The following is a 21,183-nucleotide window of genomic DNA, read 5'->3' as shown; positions in this document are numbered from 1 at the left end:
AGGATGGTGGGACCATAGGGGAAGTTCTCCGCACAACGGCAGGGCGACAACAGCAGGGCGAGGAGATAGATGAGCGCGACGTTCGGTGGCCGGACCGGTCGGCAGGGCAAACTCTCCTCGTGGCTGCGCGGACGCCGCCCGCAGGAGGTCCCCGACGGCAGCGGACGTGAGGCGCTGCTGCTCGCCGCCGCCGGAGCGGGACTGCCGCTCGCGCCCGCCGCGCACCCGGCCCCGGGCTACCGATGTTCGTGCGACCGCGTGGGCTGCCCCACACCGGCCCGCCACCCGGTGTCCTTCGCCTGGCAGACGCAGTCCACGACCGACCGCGCGCAGATCGAGCGCTGGGCCCGCCACCAGCCGCAGGCCAACTTCATCACCGCGACCGGGATGGTCAACGACGTCCTCGACGTCCCCCTGGAGGCCGGCCACGAGGCACTGGAGCGGCTGCTCGCCGCCGGTGTCGAGGTCGGGCCGGTCGCCGCGAGCGACGACGGACGGCTGCTCTTCTTCACCCTCACCCGCGGCACCCCCGAGGACGAGGACGAGTGGTGGCCGTGCGAACTGGACTGCCACCCCGAGACGATGGACGAACACCCCGGGCTGCGCTGGCACTGCCGCGGGTCCTACGTCCTCGTCCCCCCGGCCCAACTCCCGGGCGAGAACCAGTCCGTGCACTGGGTACGCGGCCCCGAGCATCCCCTGCCGGACCCGCTGACCCTCCTCGAAACCCTCACGGACGCCTGCGCCCGCCACGCCGGCGCGGAGCCGGACCAGGCCAACGCGGCCTGGCCGCTGGGCCGTTGACCACCTGAGGTCAGCCGCCCTGTGCGGAGGTCAGCCCCTCGATCCGTCCAAGGACCGACACCTTGCCGCCCCGCTTCGGATCCAACGCCACCTCGTTGGAGAGGAGTTGGAGGGTGAGGGACTGCTGGACCCGGCCCGTCGTCAGCGCCTGTACGTCCTTGTTCTGGGCCGGCACCGACGTGCCCGCCGCCGCGGTCTCCTTCTGGAAGTAGCGCGTGGTGAAGAACACCAGCGCCCCGCCGTCCGCGGTACGCAGCGCCAGCGGCGCGTAGTCGCCGCTCGTCAGCGGCTGGTCGAGATACTGGGTGGCCAGACCGGGCTTCGCGGCGTTCTTCGCCCGGTCCGCGCGCCACGCGCTGGTGTGCGTACCGTCGGCGAAGACCGTCCCGCCGCTCTTCAGATACGTCGCGTAGCTCTGGCTCAACTCGCCCGGCGCGACCGCCAGTTCGGCCGAGTTCGCCGGTACGGCCTCGGCCCAGCCGTCCTTGTCGGTCTTGAACTCCGGTACGGCACTGGGCGCGAGCAGCGTCAGATACGCCACCTGGAACGGCTCGGACAGGTCGTCGCGGGTGAACACCAGCAGCCAGCGGGCGCTGCCCCCCTTGTTGGCGGCGGTGTCGGCGACGAACCAGCGCGGCCAGCCGGCCTTCTTCGGGATGGTGAACTTGGCGTCCGTCAGCTTCAGCGGAGCGTAATTCGGGTTACCGGCCGGGTAGTTGGTGTGCCCCGCCTTCAGCCGCGCCGCGTCGATGTCACCGAGCGCGCCGGTGACATGAGCGGCGTCCAGGGAACTGTCGTACGCCTTGTCGGCCGCGTTGTACGCGGTCGTGAACTGCTGGAGTGCCGTGGCGGCCTCGGCGCGGGTGGTGGCCGGGAGGACCTCGCGTTCCCCGTGGACCACCACACAACCGCTCGCCGTCAAGGACAATGCGGTCAACGAGGCCGCTATGAGGGCGCTCCGGTCAAGCCTTCGAGGCCTCCGAGGGCTTCGGTCCCTGCTCATCAGCTACCTTCACCTTCCCCTTCCCGGAGGCGAACCCTACCGGGACGAAGAACAGCGTGAGTGTGGGGACCAGGTACAGCAGCCACACCGTGACCTGGAGAACGGTCGGGTCCGGCTGGAAGTTGAACACGCCCTTGAGGAGCGTGCCGTACCAGCTGTCCGGCGGGATCGTGCCGCTGATGTCGAACGCCAGGTTCGTCAACCCCGGGATCCAGTCGGCCTCCTGGAGATCGTGGAAGCCGTAGGCCAGCACGCCCGCCGCCACGACGACCAGCATCGCGCCGGTCCAGGTGAAGAACTTGGCGAGGTTGATCTTCAACGCGCCGCGGTAGAACAGCCAGCCCAGGAACACGGCGCTGGCCAGGCCGAGGGCCACGCCGACCAGCGGGCGCGGGGTGCCGTCGCTCGCCGCGTGCACCGACGCCCATACGAACAGGGCGGTCTCCAGGCCCTCGCGGCCGACGGCGAGGAACGCGGTGGCGACCAGCGCGCCCGTACCCATCGCGAGGGCCGCGTCCAGCTTGCCGTGCAGGTCGGACTTCAGGTGCCGGGCGGTGCGCCGCATCCAGAACACCATCCACGTCACCAGACCGACCGCGACGACCGACAGCGAACCGCCGAGCGCCTCCTGTGCCTCGAACGTCAGCTCCTGGGAGCCGAATTCGAGCGCGCAGCCGAAGCCCATCGCGATGAGCACCGCGACGGCGATGCCGATCCAGATCGGCTTCAGCGCGTCCCGCCGGTCCGTCTTGACCAGATAGGCGATCAGGATGCAGACGACGAGGCTGGCTTCCAGCCCCTCGCGCAGACCGATCAGATAGTTGGAGAACACGGTCTACGACTCCTTCGCGTCCTGGGAGAACAGCGTGCTGCCCCACCAGTCGTCCTTGTCACGCACGCCCGGCGGGACGGCGAAGACCGCCGAACCCACGTGCTGGATGTACTCGTTGAGCGCGTCGGTCGCCGACAGCCTGCGCTGCAGCGGGATGAATCCCTTGCGGACGTCGCGCTGGTAGGCCAGGAAGAACAGGCCCGCTTCGAGACGGCCGAGGCCGTCGGTGCCATCGGTGAAGGAGTAGCCCCGGCGCAGGATCGTGACCCCGCCGTTGGACTCGGGGTGCGCGAGCCGGACGTGCGCGTCGGGCTTCATCGCCTTCAGGAACGGCGCGTCGTGCTCCTTCGCCTTGCCGACCGGCGCGCCCTCGCCCTTGTCCCGGCCGAAGACGTCCTCCTGCTCCTGGAGGGAGGTCCGGTCCCAGGTCTCGATGTTCATCCGGATGCGCCGGGCGACGAGATACGAACCCCCGGTCATCCAGGCCGAGTTCGTGCCGACGTCCCCCTCGTCGACCCACACGAACTTCTTCAGCCGGTCCGTCTCGGTGCCCGCGATGTTGCGGGTGCCGTCCTTGAACCCCATGAGATTGCGGGGCGTTTGGGCACCGGGGGTCGTGGACGACGTTTTCCCGAAGCCGAGTTGGGACCAGCGGATGGCGACCTTGCCGAAGCCGATACGGGCCAGGTTGCGGATCGCGTGCACGGCGACCTGCGGGTCGTCCGCACAGGCCTGCACACAAAGGTCGCCGCCTGTACGGGACTTGTCGAAGTTGTCGCCGGGGAACTGGGGAAGGTCGACGAGGGCGTCGGGGCGAGCGTCCTCGAGCCCGAACTTCTCGAAGAACGACGGCCCGAAGCCGATGGTGAGGGTCAGCCGCGACGGCTTCAGCCCCAGCGCCTCACCGGTGTCGTCCGGCGGCGCCTCGGCGAGCCCGCCGTAGGCCCCCTCGCCGACCGCGTGCCCGCCGGTCATCCGGCGGGCGGCGGCCGTCCAGTCCTTCAGCATCCGCACGAACTCGGCGCGGTCGTCGGTCTTCACGTCGAACGCGGCGAAGTGCAGCCGGTCCTGCACGGGCGTGGCGATGCCCGCCTGGTTGGCGCCGTGGAAGGCGACCGCGGCGCCCGTCTCGGCGCCCGCCGGATCGACGTCCTCACCGACACGCGTCATCGCCACCGCGCCACCGGCCGCGACGGCACCGAGCGCGAGCCCGGCACCGCCCCAGCCGATCAGCGAACGGCGGGACGGAGCACCGCTCTGCTGGACTTCGCTCTCCTGAACTTCGGTCATTTCAGGCCTACTTCACAACGGCGGCGGCGAGCTTGGACAGCGGCTCCGCGAGGGCGTTGACCGCGTCCGACAGCTCCTTGCGCTGGTCCTTGGTGACCTTGTCGTACGACACGAAGCCGTCCGAGGTCGAAGTCGAGCGGTACTTCTCGAGCAGCGTGCCGATCGCGGCGAACTGCTTGTCCAGCTCGGCGGTCAGCGCCGCGTCGTTCTTCTGCGCGACCGGCTTCAGCAGCTCGTACGCCTTCTGCGCGCCGTCGACGTTGGCCTTGAAGTCGCTCAGGTCGGTGTGCGAGTAGCGGTCCTCCTCGCCGGTGACCTTGCCGGTGGCGACCTCGTCGAGGAGTTCCTTGGCGCCGTTGGCCATGGAGGTCGGGGTGATCTCGGCCTTGCCGACCCGCTTCTGCCAGTCCTTCAGATCGGTGAGCAGCTCGTCGGCGAGGGCCTTCTGCTCGGCGCCGATCTTCTTGTCCTGCCACAGCGCCTTCTCCAGCGCGTGCCAGCCGGTCCACTTCTGGCCCTTCTCCAGGTCGTTGACGCGGGTGTCGGTCTTGGGGTCGATGTCCCCGAACGACTCGGCGATCGGCTCGGTGGTCTCCCAGCCGACGCGGGAGGGGGCGTAGGCGTTCTTGGCGGCGGTGAGGTCGCCCGCCTTGATGGCGTTGACGAAGGTCTCGACCTTCGGGATCGTCGCGTCGGCCTCGTTCTGCGCGTACTCGCGGTAGGCGGCGACGGCCGCGTCCAGCTTCGGGTCGCGCTTGGCGACCGAGCCACCGGTGACGGTCAGCTTCTGCCGGACGCCGTGGCCCTTCATACCGGGCCGGCAGGCGATCTCGTACGACCCCGCCTTCACCTCGGCGGTGAGCGTGTACTTGGTCCCCGGCCCGATGTTCTCCTTCTCGGTGACGATCCGGTCGTCCGGGAAGAGGATCTCGACCTCGGTCGCCTTCGAGCCGGTGTTCTCGATCTTCAGCGTGACCTGTCCGGCCGGGATCGACTTGGTCGAGGTCGTGCACTTGGAGTCGGCCGCGGTCACCTGGATCGCGTCGCCGTCCTTGGCGTCGCTCTTCGCGGTGCACGCCGTGACGGCGGTCAGGGCCGCCGCGGCGGCGACGGCGGTGACGACGGGGAGTCGGACGGCACGCATGCAGGCTCCAAGCGGGAGTGTGTGGTGAGGCAGTGTGGTGAGGCTGCCCTAACTTACCTGAGGCTTACCTCAGTCATACCCGCCTGGGTGGGTATTCACTGTCCACGGGAAAATCACAGACACGGCTCGATCTCGATGGCGAAAAACACACACCAAGGGAGGGTCAAGGGGAGGTCAAGTCGGGCGATGCGGGGCCACGACGACCGCTCCCGTGCGCGGATGAGGGAAGACCTCGACCGGCTGGTCGTAGACGTCCGACAGCAACTCCTCGGTGAAGACCTCCCCCGGCGGCCCGTCGGCGGCGGCGCGACCGGCTCCCTCGCCTCGACGGGTTCCGGCATACCGGCGGCGGCGCTGGGCACGGCGGCGGCGATCACCGTGGCGGCGGGCGCGGGCGGCCGGCGGGGTACCTGGTCTGCGGAAATGTGACACTCGCACCTGCGAGTGTCACATTTTTTCAGGGCACCCTTCCTCGGTCGGCTCCGTCGCCTGGGACGACCCGGCCACCGGTGGGATGTTTGAATGCCCCCGTGACTGATTACGACGTGCTGCGTGTCTTCTGCGGCCCCAGCGGCGGATACGGCAACGAACTCGGCGTCGTCCGCGAGGGTTCCGTCATGGCGGACCCGGACGAGCGGCAGGTGTTCGCCGGGAAACTCGGCTTCAGCGAGACCGTGTTCGTCGACGACCCCGAGCGCGGAGTCATCGACATCTACACCCCGACCACGCGCCTGCCCTTCGCCGGACACCCCTGCGTCGGCACGGCCTGGCTCCTGGACATACCCGAACTGGTCACCCCCGCGGGCATCGTGGGCGCCCGCCTGGACGGCGAGTTCAGCTGGATCGAGGCCCTCCCGGAGTGGGCCCCGCCCCGCACCCTGCGCCAATACGCCACCGCCGCCGAGGTCGACGACCTGCCCGTGCCCCCACTCGGCGAGTGGATCTACGCCTGGGCCTGGGAGGACGAGGCAGCGGGCCGCGTCCGCGCCCGCGCCTTCCCCGGCCGCGACGACGGCATCCACGAGGACGAGGCGACGGGCGCGGCGGCGTTGTTGCTGACCGACCAGTTGGGCCGCGCCCTCAACATCACACAGGGCGCGGGTTCCCAGATACTCACCGCTCCGCAGCCCGGGGGATGGGTGGAGGTCGGGGGCCGGGTGTTCCTGGAACGCTGAACGTCTCCGGGAACAGGCTTACTCGACCTGCGCGACAAAGGCCCGCCAAGCGGTACGCCCGAAGGCTATGACCGGCCCGGTGGGGGTCCTGCTGTCCCGAGACGAGAGGCTTCGTGGCGTTCGTGGGTCATGGACCGTACTCCTTGGCAGTGCGACGGATGAGTGCGAGTGATTCCGTCGACGGCAGCGCAGCGGTGCGCGCATCGTCGAAGAGCGCCCGATAGCGGGCGACTTCGAGCTCTCGCTCCCTCCAGGTGTTGCCCGTGGGAGTCTCCGTCAGTACGAGATCCTGTGCCGTCACCTGCGGAAAGCCCATCAACAGGTACGGCCCGAACATGCCTGAGTGCGCCCCGCGCGAGAACGGCAGGACCTGGACGGTGATATTGGGGCGCACCGCCATCTCGGCGACGTGTTCCAGCTGGGCACGCAGGACGTCGGGCCCGCCGACCTCCTGGCGGAGCACTCCCTCTGCGAGTACCGCCCAGAATGCCAACCTGGGCTCGTCGAGGAGCCGTTGCTGCCGAGAGAGCCGTACCTGAACGAACTGGTCGATCTCCTCGGACGACTGCCATGCACGCGAGGCGACAGTCACCGCTCGTCCGTACTGTGCGGTTTGCAGAAGGCCTGGGATCAGCTGCGCCTGGAAGGTGCGGACGCTTTCGCAGAGGGACTCCATCTCGATGTAGTCCCGATACGTATCGGCCCGCACTGAGCCGTACTGATGCCACCAACCCTCACGGCGGCGGCGGCGGTTGGCGGTCCGGGTGAGGCGGGTCAACCGCTCCAGGGTCTCCGAGTCGTCGGTTCCGTACGCGTGGAGCAATGCGACCACATCCGGTGTACGCACCAGAACGTGACCGTTCTCCATGCGGCTGATCTTGCCCTTGGTGCAGTCGAGCGCGCCGGCGGCCTCGGTGGTGGACAGGCCCGCGGCTTCCCGGTGACGCGGAGCCGCACTGCGGGGAGTTCGCCACAGTCGCCGAGTCCCGAGGAGGCCACCGCATGGCCGCACCGAACGAAGTCACCTTCCGGCTGCCCCGTTGCCATCGCAGCGTGCCCAGAGCGCGGGCTGCGCTGCTCGCGGTGCTCGGTGACTGGGGTGTCGATCAAGAGGTCCTGGGCAACGCCGAGTTGGTGCTCTCGGAACTCGTGACCAACGCGCTGCGCGTACCCGTGCCGAGTGATCGGCAGGTAGGCGTACGGGTCGAGGCGTTCGCCCACCGCTGGGGCGTGGAGAAGCGTGCGGGCGGCGTCGGCAAAACCGTGTTCGCGGAGCTGAAGGCACCGGACATCGTGGCCGAGCCCAGCGTGCGCGACATGGCCGCGGTCATGGTCCGACCCGGTCACAGCAAGCGTGTGTGGGGCGCCTGGCGCACGCCCGACAAAGGCGATCGTGGCGCCCTCCGCCAGATCATCGGCACCTCCCACTCTCCGGTCGTGCCGGCCTCGCTGCTGGACGAGGCTTCCCAGGACGTGGTGTTCATGGACACGGTCACACGGCTGGAGAAAGGGAAGTCGCCGGCCGGACTGACGCGGGCCCGGCGGGTCGGCGTGACCGGTGAGCGTGGTACATACGTCACGCCCATGGAAGTGAGCCAGTACCTGAACCCCGTGGGATACGCGCATGGGGCTTGGGTACGTGAGCATCGCGTTGCTGAAAGGCCCACACTCAGCACGTCCTGACGGCCATCGCCGTCACCATCGAGCGCCTCAGCGGACTGCCGCCGACCATGGATTCGCGCGTCGGAACATCCCCGGAACCGCACGCGCCACGCCGGAATACACGAACCGGAAACGGACGGTGAACGCACCGCCGGCCGACAGCGCGTCCGGCGGTGCGTCGTGCGCCATGAACTCCTCAGATTCCCGGCAACAGCCCGGGGGCTCCCCGCGTGCGGTGGCGCGGAGCCCCCGGTGGATCGTTCAGCCGGTGTGCTCAGTGCCCGATCGCGATGAACGAGAAGTCGCGGTCGGCCTTGACGTTGGCCGAGGAGCCGGTGATGGACCGGAAGCGGTCGCTGCTTATGCCGACCACGACGCTGTTGTCCAGGACGTCCCCGCCGGTGGAGCTGGTGTCGTTCGGGTACACCTGCGTCGTGACGACGGACGGCACCCCGACGAACGTCCTGTCGAATAAGACGGTGTACACGCCCGTTCCCACGCGGTCCACCTTGAACCCTGTTCCGGAGAGAATCGAGCCGTCCTTGGCCACGATGCCCCACACGCTGACCGATTCCGCCATGTGAATCACTTCCCTTTTCCGCTCGGATTTTCGGGCCGGGACAGACTTCACCCATCGCGGATGACCGGAAGGATGCACGCGATCGTCGTGCGCCTTGCGAAGAACCCCCGTCGTCCGCGAGCCGTTCGCACCTTCGGTGCAGCCCCCTCGGCTCACTGACCTATCATGTGAGGCTACGTGTATCGCTACGAAGTACCCTCATGTGTAGCCTCAAGGGCAGACGGCCCGATGTCAAGGGGCCGCCCCACAGGAACCCGTTCGGCTCGCACTTTCTGGAGAACAACCGTGACATCACGACCCGGCGACACCCCGCGCCACACCCGCAACCCCCGCGGAAAGGGTGAGCGGCTGCGCCAGGACCTGATCAGCGCGGCCAACCGGCTGCTGGAGAACGGCGCCACCCACGAGTCACTGTCCCTGCGCGCCGTCGCGCGCGAGGTCGGCATCGCGGCCACCAGCGTCTACCTGCACTTCCCCGACAAAGTCGCGCTGCTGCTCGCCGTCTATCAGCAGCACTTCGCCGACCTGGCCCGGCAACTGGACGACGCCGTAGCCCAGCACACCAGCCCCGCCGCGCAATTGCGCGCCGCCATCCAGGCGTACTACCAGTTCGCCACCGACCACCCCGACGCCTACCACGTCATGTTCACCGTCCCCACCACGACCAACCCGCGCCGCGCCATCCCTGCCATCCCTGACGGCGAACGCCCCGGAGCCGCCGTCATCCAGACCGTCCAGAACGTGATCACCCGCTGCATCGACGCCCGCCTCATCCAGCCCGTCGACCCCTACCCCGCCACCCTCTGCCTCTGGGCCGCCGTCCACGGCCTGATCACGCTGCGAGCCGCCCGCCCCACAGTCCCCTGGCCCGACTTCGACGCCCTGCTGGACGCCCTGCTCACCACCTGGCTCACCGCCGGCTGACGGCCGTGCGCGGCTGCTCGCCGTAGGACCGGCACCGGTACAGCACGTCCGCGGACGACTTGGTGGGCAGCGTCGAGCCGCGGAACAGTTCCGTCTCCAGGATCTGCCGGGCCGCCCCGATCGTCTTCCGCGCGTCCGGCGGTGAGGGGACCCACAGCCAACAGCCGGCGATCGCCACGTCCGCCGGCGCCTGACGGTGAGGTGACCTCATGTGCTCGGCGATGCCGTAGGCATGGACGAACTCGCGGCGGGCGTCCTGGACCAGTCCGCGGCGGTCTCTCGCGCTCCGCCAGGTGTCGGGCAGGTCGCGCACGTATCTGCGTCCGGCGGCCATGTACTCCTCGAACTCGCGCCCGGGGATGTCACCGACCTGCTTGCCGACGGCGTCGGTCTTCCGCCCCAACACCTCGAATCCCTGGCTGAGTTGCTGGAAGCCGGACTCCCGCCGGGTCGCCGTGCCGACGAAGACGTCCACGACCTGACTCGCCGCACCGGCCCAGGCCGCGTTGTCCATGGCCTGACCGGCGATCAGCCGGGCGACCGCCGTGCGTGCCACGAGAGCACCCAGCGCGATCGCCAGTTCAATGGCCATGCCCTGCCTCCCCCGAGGACCCCTCTACGCCTTTGAGCGCAGGGAGTTCACGCCGACAGCGGGAACTCCTCGCCCAGCGCCCGAAAGACCCCGGTGTTCAACGCGAACGCCCGCTTGCACTCCGCCACGACCCGCTGCTTCTCCAGGTCATCGACCCGCACGGAATCCAACAGCTCCCGGTACCCCCGCTTGAACGCCGCCGGGTTCCCGATCCCGTCGAACACATAGAACCGCACTCCGTCCCCCCGCCGCGCGAACCCCCACGTCCGCTCCGCCTTGTCCCGGATGATCTGCCCGCCGGAGAGATCCCCGAGGTAACGCGTGTAGTGGTGGGCGATGTACCCGGCCGGCCACGACTCCGCGCACTCGCGCACCCGTTCGGCATAGGCCCGCGTCGCAGGAAGCGCAGTCAATCCTTCCCGCCAGTCCGCACCCCGCAGATGCTCCAGGTCCCGCTCCAGCGCGGGCAGCCGGAACAACTCGGCCCGGATGAACGCCCCGGCCACCGGATCCGCCGTGAGGCGCTCCGCGCCGGTCTCCAACGCCTCGTAGACGAACCACAGTTGCTCGGTGTACCGGGCGTACGCCTCGACGCCCAGCCGGCCGCCGAGCAGATCGCTCATGAACGTGGAGGTCTCCGCCTCCACGTGCTGTTCGTGGGACGCGGTGCGGATGACTGTCGAGAAGGAGTCCATGAGTCCTATCCTCTAAGGCAAGCCTTACCTAAGTCAACGGGTTGCCGACATCCTGTCGGTAAAAGCGTACAAGAAAGGACCCGCCCTCAGCAGAGGACGGGTCCTGACGTGCTACGGGAGGGTGAGAACCTCCGCCCCCGTCTCCGTCACCACCAACGTGTGCTCGAACTGCGCCGTCCGCTTCCGGTCCTTCGTGACGACCGTCCACCCGTCGTCCCACATGTCGTACTCGTACGTCCCCAGCGTCAGCATCGGCTCGATCGTGAACGTCATCCCGGGCTGGATGACCGTCGTCGCGTGCGGGCTGTCGTAGTGCGGGACGATCAGGCCGGAGTGGAAGGACGAGTTGATGCCGTGGCCGGTGAAGTCCCGGACCACGCCGTACCCGAAGCGCTTGGCGTACGACTCGATGACCCGGCCGATGATGTTGATCTGGCGGCCGGGCCGGACCGCCTTGATCGCGCGGTCGAGGGACTCGCGGGTGCGCTCCACCAGCAGCCGGCTCTCCTCGTCGACGTCGCCGACCAGGTACGTCGCGTTGTTGTCGCCGTGCACCCCGCCGATGTACGCCGTCACGTCGAGGTTGATGATGTCGCCGTCGCGCAGCACCGTGGAGTCCGGAATGCCGTGGCAGATCACCTCGTTGAGCGAGGTGCACAGGGACTTGGGGAAGCCGCGGTAGCCGAGCGTGGACGGGTAGGCGCCGTGGTCGCACATGTACTCGTGCGCCACCTTGTCGATCTCGTCCGTGGTCACCCCCGGCGAGATGATCTTCGCGGCCTCCGCCATCGCCCGCGCGGCGATCCGCCCGGCGATCCGCATCGCCTCGATCGTCTCGGGGGTCTGCACCTCCGGCCCCGTGTACGGAGTCGGCGCGGGTTTGCCGACGTACTCGGGGCGACGGATGTTTCCGGGCACGGAACGGGTGGGAGAGAGCTCCCCTGGTACGAGCAGCGACTGGCCAGACATGCCAGCGAGTCTAACCAGCGGTCATGGGGGAACATGGCCGTAGGGAAAGGAGCCGTTGATGGCCCTGTTCAAGAAGCGCACGGTCGGGAAGCCCGGCGAGTGGTACTACTGCCTCGAACACAAGAAGGTCGAGGAGGGGCCCGAGTGCCCCGCCAAGGACCGGTTCGGGCCGTACGCCACCCGCGCGGAGGCCGAGCACGCGATGGAGACGGCCCGCGAGCGCAACCTGGAGTGGGAGACCGACCCCAAGTGGCACGACGCCACGAAGGGCAGCGCCGAGGACGACTGATCAGGCACGGGCAACTGATCAGACCTCGGCCGCCGTCGTGGCCGTCGCCGTCGCCCGCCGCTCCTTCAGCCGCAGCGCGTGCTCGTTCGTCCGCGCGTCGTACGACATCAGCTTCGGCAGCCCCGCGGCCAGCAGCCCCACCGCGCCCACACACATCAGCCCGCCCGCCCACACCGACGTCCGCACCCCGGTCAACGCGGCCATGCCGCCCGACCGGACCTGACCCAGCTGCGGGCCCACCGAGTACGACAGCAGCTCGATCCCGGCGAGCCGGCCGCGCAGCTCGTCCGGGATCGTCTGGTTCCACATCACCCCGCGGAAGATGCCGCTCACCATGTCGCAGCCGCCCGCGACGGTGAGGAACAGCAGCACCAGCCATACGTTGCCCACGGCACCCGCGCAGGCGATCGCCGCGCCCCACAGCGCCGCCGACAGCACCACCATCCGCCCGTGCCGGTGGATCCGCGAGGTCCAGCCGCTGGTCACGCTCACCAGCAGGGCACCGGCCGGGACGGTCGAGTACATCAGCCCCAGCGCCCACTCCGCGTGCAGGTCGTCCGCGAGGAACGGCAGCACCGCCAGCGGCATCGCGAAGAACATCGCCGCGAGGTCGACGGCGTACGTACCGAGGAGTTCCTTGCGGCTCCACGCGTACCGGGCGCCCTCCGCGATCGACCGCAGCGAGGGCTTCCGCGCCTCGTGGGTGCCGGGGGAGGCAGCGATACGGACGATCAGGGCGACCGAGATCGCGAACGTCAGCGTGTCCGCCGCGAACGCGTAGGGCAGCCCCGCGAACGCCACCACCACACCCGCCACGGCCGGTCCCGTGACCCCGCCGACCGTCCAGCGCAGGGAGTTGAGCGCGGACGCGGCCGTCATGTGGTCGTGGGCCACGATCCGCGGCCACAGCGAGTCCAGCGCCGGCCGCTGGATCGAACCGAGCACGGAGGTCAGCGCGGCGATCACATACAGCGGCCATACGGCGGGGTGCGGCAACAGCGAGTTGAACAGCAACGCCCCGCACAGCACGCCCTGTCCGACCTCGGTCCACACGATCAGCTTGCGCTTGTCCCACGCGTCGGCGAGCGCGCCGCCGTAGAGCCCGAACACGATCAACGGCACCAGTTCTACGGCGCCGACCGCGCCCACCGCCGCCGCGGAGCCGGTGAGTTCCTTGATCTGCACCGGGAGCGCGACGAACGTCAGGAAGTTGCCGAAGTTCGAGATCAGCCCCGCGAGCCAGAGCCTGCGGAAGTCGGCGGAGGCGTGCCAGGGGGCGAGATCGGGGAGGAGGGCGCGGAGGCGGGGCGTGGGGGAGTCGGCGGTCACAACGGGCCACGATCACCCGGAGGCGGGGGCGAGGCAACCGCTTTTCTCGTCCGCCTCTCGACCGACCGAGACGGGTGGGCGGGAAAACAATTACCAGCGGGCCGGCGGCGGTGCCGTCAACTGTTCGGTCAGCCACGACACCCGGTCCCGGAACCGCCGCCGCCCCCGCGCCGCCGGCAACACATTCTCCCCGGCCGCCGCGCTCACCAGGTGCTGCACGGTGTCCAGGTCCAGATCCATGCCCTCCGGTACGGCGAGCGACTCGTGGGCCAGGGACGCCAGTTCACGGTCCTCCGAGCCGAGCGAGAGGACGGTCGCCCCGGCCCGCCGCGCGTCGGACACCCGCTCCAGCAGCGGATCACCGGGACCCTCCGGCGACACGACCAACAGCGTCTCGCCACGCCGGGCCGCCTCGATCCGCCCCAGCCCGACGGCCAGATGGGCGGGATCGGAGGGCCGCGCGTCATGCCGTACGAGAGTCGGAGCCAACTCGGGCGTACCCGACCAGGCGGCCTCGTCGACCAGATGGGCCGCGAGATGCCAGGGCTCGTACGCGGGCGTGCCCACCAGCAGCAGCCCGCCGCCGTGCGACACCACGGACCCGCGCAGCACCCCCGCGAACCGTCGCGTGGCCCCCAACCACTCGGTCCCGGCGAGCACTTCGCGCAACAGCGCGACCCGTACGGCGTCCATGTCCGCGCATCCTGCCGCAACGGGCCCTTCGTGACGCGGAGTTCACCACGAATTCGCCCAACTTGGGGATGGTGCGGGCCCATAGGACACACAGAGAGTCACCTGGGGAGTCGCCTCATGACAGAAGTCACCGTTCCCTTCCGCGCGGGCGAAGGGGGCTACGCGAGTTACCGGATCCCGGCGGTGGTGGTGACCGGCGCCGGTACCGTCCTGGCGTTCTGCGAGGGGCGGGTCGACTCCGCGAGCGACCACGGCGACATCGACATCGTCCTACGGCGCTCCACGGACGGCGGCCGGACCTGGGGCCCGCTCGCCACCGCGGCCACCAACGGCGAACACCTCGCGGGCAACCCGGCCCCCGTCGTCCTCGACACCGGCCGCGTCCTGCTCGTCTACGTCCGTTCGACCGCCGGCGCCACCGAGGACGCCATCCTGCGCGGCGAGGTGACACCGGCCGACGGACGCAGGATCTGGGTGCGGTACAGCGACGACGACGGTGTCACCTGGTCGAGTTCGCGGGAGATCACCGAGCAGGTGAAGAAGCCGGACTGGCGCTGGTACGCCACCACACCCGGGCACGCGCTCCAGTTGGGCACCGGCCGCGTGGTCGTCGCCGCCAACCACACGATCCCGCCGACCGGCACCGACGTCGGCAACGAGGCCAAGTACAACAGCGGCCACTGCCTGCTCAGCGACGACAAGGGCGAGACCTGGTACCTCGGCTACGTCGACGAGAACACCGACGGCTGCATCAACGGCAACGAGACCACCGCCGCCGAACTCCCGGACGGGCGCGTCTACTTCAACACCCGCAACGACTCCCCGTCCCCCGGCAACCGCGCCGACGCGTACTCCGAGGACGGCGGCAGAACCCTCGTGAAACCCTTCCGCCCGCAGACCGGCCTCACCGCCCCCGTCTGCGAGGCGAGCGTCCTCCAACTCCGCGACCCCGACGTGCTCCTGTACTCCGGCCCCGGCGACCCGGCCGCCCGCGCCCTGATGACCCTGCGCGCCTCCACCGACGCCGGCACCACCTGGCGCCCCGTGCACACGGTCGACGGCCTGCCCGCCGCCTACTCCGACCTCGTACGGATCGACGACGACACGGTCGGACTCCTCTACGAGACCGGGGACTTCGGACCGTACGAGACGATCACGTTCCGACGGGTGCCCGTGACGGACCTCACCTGAGCCGCGACGGCCCTCTCCTCACCCGTGACGGTCCTCACCTGACCCGATACGGGTGCGGAGGCGGACGTAAAGTCGCCCCATGACCTCTACCGACAGTGCTGCACAGCCCCCCGCGACGACCGCCACGACGGCCCCCGCGAAGGCCCCCGCCAAGGACCCGTGGGACCTCCCCGACGTCTCCGGACTGGTCGTCGGCGTGCTCGGCGGGACCGGGCCGCAGGGCAAGGGCCTCGCCTACCGGCTCGCCAAGGCAGGCCAGAAGGTGATCATCGGTTCCCGCGCCGCCGACCGCGCGCAGGCCGCCGCCGACGAACTCGGCCACGGAGTCGAGGGCGCCGACAACGCCGAGACCGCGCGCCGCAGCGACGTCGTGATCGTCGCCGTGCCCTGGGACGGCCACGGCAAGACCCTGGAGTCGCTGCGCGAGGAACTGGCCGGCAAGCTCGTCGTCGACTGCGTCAACCCGCTCGGCTTCGACAAGAAGGGCGCCTACGCGCTGAAGCCGGAGGAGGGCAGCGCCGCCGAACAGGCCGCCGCCCTGCTGCCCGACTCGCGCGTCGCCGCCGCCTTCCACCACCTGTCGGCGGTGCTGCTCATGGACACCGAGATCGCCGAGATCGACACGGACGTCATGGTGCTGGGCGAGGAGCGCGCAGACGTCGAGATCGTGCAGGCGCTGGCCGGCCGTATCCCCGGCATGCGCGGCGTCTTCGCGGGCCGGCTGCGCAACGCGCACCAGGTCGAGTCCCTGGTCGCGAACCTGATCTCGGTCAACCGCCGCTACAAGGCACACGCGGGCCTGCGCGTCACGGACGTCTGAGCGGTGGGGGACACTGATGACAGCAAGCCGTCAGTGTCCCCCTTGTCGTCCCCCTTGATGTCCCCTTGTTCTGCCGACAGGAGCCGTTCCCATGCCCCGCCTCGCCGTCTACGCCCTCGTCGTCTGCCTGCTCGCCGTGGCCGCGGCGGTCGTCTCCTTCGTGGAGGGCAGCTGGCTCGGGATCGTGTGGGTACTGCTCGCGGGGCTCTCGTCCAACATGTGCTGGTACTACCTGAAGCGGGGCAGGCCGGTCACTGGCTGATCGAGCAGTACTGGTCGGTGCTCTGCCAGAAGCGGTACAGGTTCTGCCCGCAGTAGGTGTCGTCGTTGCCGATGCCGAGGCCGCGCAGGATCGCGTCGATCGCGTCGAAGAAGTGGGTGTTGACCGACGGCACCCACAGCAGCGCGAACACGAACAGCAGGCCGAACGGCGCGAACGGCTCCACCTGCCGCTTGACGCTGTACGACAGCCATGGCTCGATCACGCCGTAGCCGTCGAGGCCCGGCACCGGCAGGAAGTTCAGCAGCGCGGCCGTGACCTGGAGCAGCGCGAGGAACGCCAGCGCGAACCGGAAGTCCCGCGGCACCCCGTCGAGCGAGTGCAGCCAGAACGGCGCGGTGCAGACGGCCGCGAACAGTACGTTCGTCAGCGGCCCCGCCGCCGAGATCAGACTGTGCTTCCACCTGCCCTGGATCCGGTTCCGCTCGATGAACACCGCGCCGCCGGGCAGACCGATGCCGCCCATGATGACGAAGATCACGGGGAGCACGATGCTGAGCAGCGCGTGCGTGTACTTCAGCGGGTTGAGGGTGAGATAGCCCTTCGAGCCGACGGAGATGTCCCCGCTGTGCAGGGCGGTGCGCGCGTGCGCGTACTCGTGCAGACACAGGGAGACGATCCAGGCCGCCGTCACGAACAGGAACACGGCGATGCCGGGCTTCTCGGCGAACCCGGTCCAGGTGGCCCAGCCGGTCACCGCCGTGACGGCCAGGATCCCGACGAAGACGGGACTGATCCGCCGGTCGCCGGTGCGGGTGGTGGTGGCGGTCATGGGGGCGGGCTCCCTGCTGGGTCGGTGGACGCGAAGCCCGACGGTACCGGGCGTAGGCGAAAACGTCTCGCGAGCGGACGTCGGTTCCGGGGAAGGTGGGGACATGGGACTCTGGCACGCGTTCTGCGACCCCGTCACCTCTCGGGGGCGGCGGCCCTCGTCACGCCGTGCCCGGCGCCGCGCCGTCGCAACCCCGTGACCGCTTTCCACGCCACCGGAGACAATGGACCCCGTGCGCTATCGCATCCTCGGCACCACCCAGGCACTCCGCCCCGACGGCACCCCCGTCCCGGTCGGCGGGGCGCGGCTGCGTGCCCTGCTCACCGTGCTCGCCCTGCGGCCCGGCAAGGCCGTACCGGCGAGCCTCCTGGTGGACGAGGTGTGGGCCGGTGACCCGCCCGCGGACGCGACGGGCGCGCTGCAGGCGCTGGTGGGCAGGCTGCGCCGGGTACTCGGCGCCGACGCGATCACCTCGGCGGAGAACGGATACCGGCTCGCCGCCGCCCCCGACGACATCGACCTGCACCGTTTCGAGCGGCTCACCGCGGAGGGGCTGCGGGCGCTGGCCGACGGCAACCCCGCGAAGGCGGCGGAGGCCCTGGACGACGCGCTGGCCCTGTGGACCGGCCCGCCTCTCGCCGACCTCCCCGACCGCACGGCGGAGGCGTCCCGCTGCGAGACCCGCCACCTGGACGCCCGCCGCGCCCGCCTGACAGCGGCCCTGTCCCTCGGTGAAGCGGACACCGCCCTCCCCGAACTGACGGCCCTCTGCGACACCCACCCCCTCGACGAACCCCTCCAGTCCCTCCGCCTCCGGGCCCTGCGCGCGACCGGCCGCACGGCGGAGGCACTGGCCGCGTACGAGGACATACGGAAGCTGCTCGCGGACCGCCTCGGCTCCGACCCCGGGCCGGAACTGCGGGCGCTGCATAGGGAGTTGCTCAGCCCGGGGGACGGTGGGTACGGCGGGAACGGAGAGGACAGCGGGTACCGAGGGATCGGTGGGCGTGGCGGTCGCGCCGGGTCCGGCGGCCCTGGCGTCTACGGCGGCCCCGGCGCACGGAGTGACGGCGACGGACCCCGTGGTAGCGGCGGGCCCGCCGGCGACGCCGATCACCGGGGGTCCGTCGGCGACGCCGATGACCGCGGGTCTGCCGGCGACGCCGATGACCGCGGGTCTGCCGGCGACGCCGATCACCGGGGGTCCGTCGGCGACGCCGATGACCGCGGGTCTGCCGGCGACGCCGATCACCGCGGGCCCGTCGGCGACGCCGATCACCGCGGGTCCGCCGGCGACGCCGATCACCGCGGGTCCGCCGGCGACGCCGATGACCGCGGACCAGTCGGCAACGCCGATCACCGGGAGCCTCTCGGCGACGCCGATCGCGGCGCCCCCGGAACCGACGCCGGCACCTTCGCCCCCGCCCGCGGCACCCCCACCCCCACCCCCACCCCCACCCTCACCCACAGCACCCTCGCCCCCGCCAACACCCCCTCCCACCAACCCACTTCACCCCCCGGCAACCTCCGCGCCCGCCTGACCTCCTTCGTCGGCCGGGAAGCCGACATCGACGTCATCCGGGGTGACATCGCGGCGGCCCGGCTGGTGACCCTGCTCGGGCCGGGCGGGGCCGGGAAGACGCGGTTGTCGCAGGAGGCCGCCGAGGGCGTGCGGTACGCGGCGCCGGACGGGGTCTGGCTGGCCGAACTCGCCCCCGTCGACGACCCCGACGCCGTACCGACCGCCGTGCTCACCGCGGTCGGGGCGCGCGAGACCGTGATGTACGGCGCCGGTGCCGAGGCGATCCGGGCCGCCGGGGGAGAGCGGCACGACGACCCCGTCGAGCGGCTCACGGAACACTTCGGCAGGCGCCGGATGCTGCTGATCCTCGACAACTGCGAACACGTCGTGGACGCCGCCGCCCGGCTGGTGGAGGCGTTGCTCGAGCGCTGCCCCGAACTCACCGTGCTCGCCACCAGCCGTGAACCCCTGGGCGTACCGGGGGAGTTGCTGCGCCCGGTGGAACCCCTGCCCGACCCGGTCGCGCTACGGCTCCTCGCCGACCGAGGGGCCGCCGCCCGCCCGGGGTTCAGCGTCGAGGACGACCCCGACGCCTGCGCCGAGATCTGCCGGCGGCTCGACGGGCTGCCCCTCGCGATCGAGCTGGCGGCGGCCCGGCTACGGATGTTGACGCCGCGTCAGATCGCCGACCGGCTCGACGACCGCTTCCGCCTCCTCACCTCCGGCAGCCGCACCCTCCGGCCCCGCCAGCAGACCTTGCGGGCCGTCGTCGACTGGTCCTGGGACCTGCTCGACGCGGACGAACGGGAGGTGCTGACCACCCTGTCCGTCTTCGCCGGCGGCTGCGACCTCGCCGCCGCCGAGGCCGTGTGCGGGCCCGTCGCGTTCGAGACGCTCGGCTCCCTCGTCGACAAGTCCCTTGTGGTGGCGGCCCCTTCGGGCGACGGGGAGATGCGCTACCGGCTCCTGGAGACCGTCGCCGAGTACGCGGCCGAACGGCTCGACGAGTCCGGCCGCCGCCCCCGCGCCGAGCGCGCCCACCTGACGTACTACCGCGAACTCGCCCGCACCACCGACCCGTTGCTGCGCGGTCCCGGCCAACTCGCCGCCGTGGAGAAGCTGGAGCGCGAGTACGAGAATCTCCGCACCGCCCTGCGGCACGCCGTCGCGGAGGGCGACGAGCAGGAGGGTCTGTGCCTGATCCTGTCGCTGGTCTGGTACTGGCAGATGCGCGACGTCCGTATCGAGGCCCGCAACTGGTGCGCCGAGGTCATGGCCCTGGGCCCCGACCCCTTCGCCGCCCCGGTCCGCCGCGCCGCCCCCGTCCACCAGCGCGTCACCGACGTCCCGCCCCCGTTCACCGGCGAACTCCTCGCCGAGGCCCGCCGCGGTGTCCACCTCGCCCATCTGGCCTGCATGGACACGGAGTTGGAGGCCTGGGAGTCACCGGAGGCGAAGGAGAAACTGCGCCTCATCACCGAGGTCTACGAACCCGGTCTCCCGCAGACCTGCCGTTCCCCGGGCATGCTCTGGTTCTACGCCGTGATGCTGAGCGGCAAGACGGACCTGCTGCCCGTGATCCTCGACGCCGGCGTCGCGACCTGCCGGGCCGTCCCCGCCATGGAGTGGGAGCTGGCGACCACCCTCCAGATGCGCGCCAACCTCCTCGCCAACCGCAGCGACTGGGCGGGCGACGCGACCCGGGACGCCGACGAGTCGCTGGAGATCTTCCGCCGCCTCGGCGACGCCTGGGGCACCGCCGAGGCGCTCTCCGCCCGCGGCGAGGCCCGCGAACGCATCGGTGAGTACCGGCTCGCCGCCGCCGACTACGAGGCCGCCACCGTCCACGCCGAGCGGCTCGACGCCCACGCCCAGACGACCGTGCTCGGCGCCCGGCTCGGCAGCGCGCTCATCGAGGCGGGCGAGTTCGAGCGGGGCGAGCGCATCCTGCGCGAGGTGATCGAGAAGCCGTTCGGCGTGGGCAACGACGCGATGCCCGCCGCCCGGATCGCCCTCGTGGGGCGGCTCGCCCTGACCGGCAGGTTCGAGGAGGCACGCGAGCAACTGCGGCTGCTGCGCGAGGAGTTCCACATCTCCCACTTCGTCGTCTTCGACGCGTTCATCCTCGGCTCGGAGGCCTGGGTGGAGGCGCTCGACGGCAACTACGGGATCGCCATGGACAAGATCCTGGAGGGGCTGCCACGGGCCGGTGACCCGCTGTCCGCGGCCATCGCCCCGCACATGCGCTCCCTGTACCTGGGCATGGCCGCGATCGCCATGGCCGAGGCCGACGGTGGCGGCCGGGCCGGTGACGCCGCCCGCTGCCTCGGCGCCGCGCGGGCGCTGCTGCCCCCCGGTCATGTCGCGGCGTCGATGGAGCGCGAGGTGTACGACCAGGCCGAGCGGCACACGCGCGGCGCGCTCGGCGACGAGGCGTACGAGGCCGCGCACGCCGAAGGCGGCGGCCTCTCCGCGGGGGAGGCCGCCGCCTTGGTCCGGCGCTGACACGAACCCGGTGAACCGGGCGGACCCGGCGGACCGGGTGGACCGGGTGGACCGGGTGGACCGGGCGGGCCTGGTGGACCGGGCGGGCCTGGTGGACCTGGTGGACCTGGTG

At 70.7% G+C, this 21,183-nt stretch carries 22 protein-coding genes and 1 pseudogene; 9 read left to right on the top strand and 14 right to left on the bottom strand.

What is annotated here, in order from left to right:
- Positions 1 to 69: 69 nt before the first annotated feature.
- Positions 70 to 804 carry a bifunctional DNA primase/polymerase gene (locus tag ACIQBL_RS15785; RefSeq protein WP_401941567.1) on the top strand — a complete coding sequence of 245 codons (735 nt, stop codon included), beginning with the start codon at positions 70 to 72 and terminating at the stop codon, positions 802 to 804.
- A gap of 10 nt (positions 805 to 814) precedes the next feature.
- Here ACIQBL_RS15785 and ACIQBL_RS15780 read toward each other — a convergent pair whose 3' ends face one another.
- The 5 genes and pseudogenes from ACIQBL_RS15780 to ACIQBL_RS15760 form a co-directional block, all read right to left on the bottom strand.
- Positions 815 to 1,807 (bottom strand): hypothetical protein, encoded by a 993-nt coding sequence (locus tag ACIQBL_RS15780; protein WP_401941564.1) that lies wholly within the window; start codon positions 1,805 to 1,807, stop codon positions 815 to 817.
- Positions 1,767 to 2,639, bottom strand: a complete 873-nt coding sequence (efeU, locus tag ACIQBL_RS15775; protein ID WP_401941561.1) for an iron uptake transporter permease EfeU — start codon at positions 2,637 to 2,639, stop codon at positions 1,767 to 1,769. The genes ACIQBL_RS15780 and efeU overlap by 41 nt, the downstream gene beginning before the upstream one ends.
- Before the next feature lie 3 nt (positions 2,640 to 2,642).
- Positions 2,643 to 3,929 carry an iron uptake transporter deferrochelatase/peroxidase subunit gene (efeB, locus tag ACIQBL_RS15770; protein WP_401941559.1) on the bottom strand — a complete coding sequence of 429 codons (1,287 nt, stop codon included), beginning with the start codon at positions 3,927 to 3,929 and terminating at the stop codon, positions 2,643 to 2,645.
- 7 nt (positions 3,930 to 3,936) lie between these two features.
- The gene (gene efeO, locus ACIQBL_RS15765; RefSeq protein WP_401941556.1) at positions 3,937 to 5,073 is read right to left on the bottom strand and encodes an iron uptake system protein EfeO; all 1,137 of its coding nucleotides are present in this window, start codon (positions 5,071 to 5,073) and stop codon (positions 3,937 to 3,939) included.
- Between the two features lie 174 nt (positions 5,074 to 5,247).
- A pseudogene (locus ACIQBL_RS15760) lies at positions 5,248 to 5,388 on the bottom strand (hemin ABC transporter ATP-binding protein); the annotation flags it as partial.
- A gap of 215 nt (positions 5,389 to 5,603) precedes the next feature.
- Here ACIQBL_RS15760 and ACIQBL_RS15755 point away from each other — a divergent pair.
- Positions 5,604 to 6,248, top strand: a complete 645-nt coding sequence (locus tag ACIQBL_RS15755) for a PhzF family phenazine biosynthesis protein (RefSeq protein WP_401941555.1) — start codon at positions 5,604 to 5,606, stop codon at positions 6,246 to 6,248.
- 18 nt (positions 6,249 to 6,266) lie between these two features.
- Here the strand turns inward: ACIQBL_RS15755 and ACIQBL_RS15750 are convergent, their stop codons facing one another.
- Together ACIQBL_RS15750 and ACIQBL_RS15745 are read right to left on the bottom strand one after the other, a co-directional pair.
- Positions 6,267 to 6,452: a DUF397 domain-containing protein gene (locus ACIQBL_RS15750; protein ID WP_401941552.1), complete on the bottom strand. Its 186-nt coding sequence runs from the start codon at positions 6,450 to 6,452 to the stop codon at positions 6,267 to 6,269.
- Positions 6,376 to 7,224, bottom strand: coding sequence for a helix-turn-helix domain-containing protein (locus tag ACIQBL_RS15745; RefSeq protein WP_401942518.1), 849 nt, complete (start codon positions 7,222 to 7,224; stop codon positions 6,376 to 6,378). The genes ACIQBL_RS15750 and ACIQBL_RS15745 overlap by 77 nt, the downstream gene beginning before the upstream one ends.
- Positions 7,225 to 7,250: 26 nt before the next feature.
- On the opposite strand from ACIQBL_RS15745, the gene ACIQBL_RS15740 reads away from it, so the two are divergent.
- On the top strand, positions 7,251 to 7,931 hold the full coding sequence (locus tag ACIQBL_RS15740) for an ATP-binding protein (RefSeq protein WP_401941549.1): 681 nt from the start codon (positions 7,251 to 7,253) through the stop codon (positions 7,929 to 7,931).
- A gap of 253 nt (positions 7,932 to 8,184) precedes the next feature.
- Here the strand turns inward: ACIQBL_RS15740 and ACIQBL_RS15735 are convergent, their stop codons facing one another.
- Positions 8,185 to 8,490 (bottom strand): hypothetical protein, encoded by a 306-nt coding sequence (locus tag ACIQBL_RS15735; RefSeq protein WP_401941547.1) that lies wholly within the window; start codon positions 8,488 to 8,490, stop codon positions 8,185 to 8,187.
- Between the two features lie 285 nt (positions 8,491 to 8,775).
- Here ACIQBL_RS15735 and ACIQBL_RS15730 point away from each other — a divergent pair, with 285 nt between their 5' ends.
- On the top strand, positions 8,776 to 9,414 hold the full coding sequence (locus tag ACIQBL_RS15730) for a TetR/AcrR family transcriptional regulator (protein ID WP_401941544.1): 639 nt from the start codon (positions 8,776 to 8,778) through the stop codon (positions 9,412 to 9,414).
- Here ACIQBL_RS15730 and ACIQBL_RS15725 read toward each other — a convergent pair.
- The 3 genes from ACIQBL_RS15725 to map all read right to left on the bottom strand — a co-directional run bounded on the left by ACIQBL_RS15725 (position 9,401) and on the right by map (position 11,670).
- Complete coding sequence (locus ACIQBL_RS15725) at positions 9,401 to 10,006, bottom strand: hypothetical protein (RefSeq protein WP_401941541.1); 606 nt, start codon at positions 10,004 to 10,006, stop codon at positions 9,401 to 9,403. The two genes, ACIQBL_RS15730 and ACIQBL_RS15725, sit on opposite strands and share 14 nt — an antisense overlap.
- A gap of 47 nt (positions 10,007 to 10,053) precedes the next feature.
- Entirely contained in the window at positions 10,054 to 10,701 is a 648-nt protein-coding gene (locus ACIQBL_RS15720) for a heme oxygenase (biliverdin-producing) (RefSeq protein WP_401941539.1), read from the bottom strand.
- A 111-nt stretch (positions 10,702 to 10,812) separates the two neighbouring features.
- Positions 10,813 to 11,670 (bottom strand): type I methionyl aminopeptidase, encoded by an 858-nt coding sequence (map, locus tag ACIQBL_RS15715; RefSeq protein WP_401941536.1) that lies wholly within the window; start codon positions 11,668 to 11,670, stop codon positions 10,813 to 10,815.
- Positions 11,671 to 11,728: 58 nt separating this feature from the next.
- Here map and ACIQBL_RS15710 point away from each other — a divergent pair, with 58 nt between their 5' ends.
- On the top strand, positions 11,729 to 11,959 hold the full coding sequence (locus ACIQBL_RS15710) for a hypothetical protein (protein WP_200691625.1): 231 nt from the start codon (positions 11,729 to 11,731) through the stop codon (positions 11,957 to 11,959).
- 18 nt (positions 11,960 to 11,977) lie between these two features.
- On the opposite strand, the gene ACIQBL_RS15705 is transcribed toward ACIQBL_RS15710, so the two are convergent.
- Entirely contained in the window at positions 11,978 to 13,288 is a 1,311-nt protein-coding gene (locus ACIQBL_RS15705) for an MFS transporter (protein WP_401941533.1), read from the bottom strand.
- Positions 13,289 to 13,378: 90 nt separating this feature from the next.
- Positions 13,379 to 13,981: a hypothetical protein gene (locus ACIQBL_RS15700; RefSeq protein ID WP_401941532.1), complete on the bottom strand. Its 603-nt coding sequence runs from the start codon at positions 13,979 to 13,981 to the stop codon at positions 13,379 to 13,381.
- Between the two features lie 117 nt (positions 13,982 to 14,098).
- Here ACIQBL_RS15700 and ACIQBL_RS15695 point away from each other — a divergent pair, with 117 nt between their 5' ends.
- The 3 genes from ACIQBL_RS15695 (at position 14,099) to ACIQBL_RS15685 (ending at position 16,254) form a co-directional block, all read left to right on the top strand.
- Positions 14,099 to 15,172, top strand: a complete 1,074-nt coding sequence (locus ACIQBL_RS15695; protein ID WP_401941529.1) for an exo-alpha-sialidase — start codon at positions 14,099 to 14,101, stop codon at positions 15,170 to 15,172.
- A gap of 79 nt (positions 15,173 to 15,251) precedes the next feature.
- Positions 15,252 to 15,992, top strand: a complete 741-nt coding sequence (npdG, locus tag ACIQBL_RS15690) for an NADPH-dependent F420 reductase (RefSeq protein WP_401941526.1) — start codon at positions 15,252 to 15,254, stop codon at positions 15,990 to 15,992.
- Positions 15,993 to 16,083: 91 nt separating this feature from the next.
- A complete protein-coding gene (locus ACIQBL_RS15685; RefSeq protein ID WP_401941523.1) occupies positions 16,084 to 16,254 on the top strand; it encodes a hypothetical protein in 171 nt (56 codons plus the stop codon).
- Here ACIQBL_RS15685 and ACIQBL_RS15680 read toward each other — a convergent pair.
- Positions 16,244 to 17,044, bottom strand: coding sequence for a site-2 protease family protein (locus tag ACIQBL_RS15680; protein WP_401941520.1), 801 nt, complete (start codon positions 17,042 to 17,044; stop codon positions 16,244 to 16,246). The two genes, ACIQBL_RS15685 and ACIQBL_RS15680, sit on opposite strands and share 11 nt — an antisense overlap.
- Positions 17,045 to 17,267: 223 nt before the next feature.
- On the opposite strand from ACIQBL_RS15680, the gene ACIQBL_RS15675 reads away from it, so the two are divergent.
- Positions 17,268 to 21,071 (top strand): AfsR/SARP family transcriptional regulator, encoded by a 3,804-nt coding sequence (locus ACIQBL_RS15675; RefSeq protein ID WP_401941519.1) that lies wholly within the window; start codon positions 17,268 to 17,270, stop codon positions 21,069 to 21,071.
- Positions 21,072 to 21,183: the final 112 nt, after the last annotated feature.

It is taken from the genome of Streptomyces sp. NPDC088350 (assembly GCF_044753545.1).
GTDB lineage: Bacteria > Actinomycetota > Actinomycetes > Streptomycetales > Streptomycetaceae > Streptomyces.
Note: the sequence above shows the minus strand (reverse complement) of the source record. Positions and strands in the feature narration are given on the sequence as shown.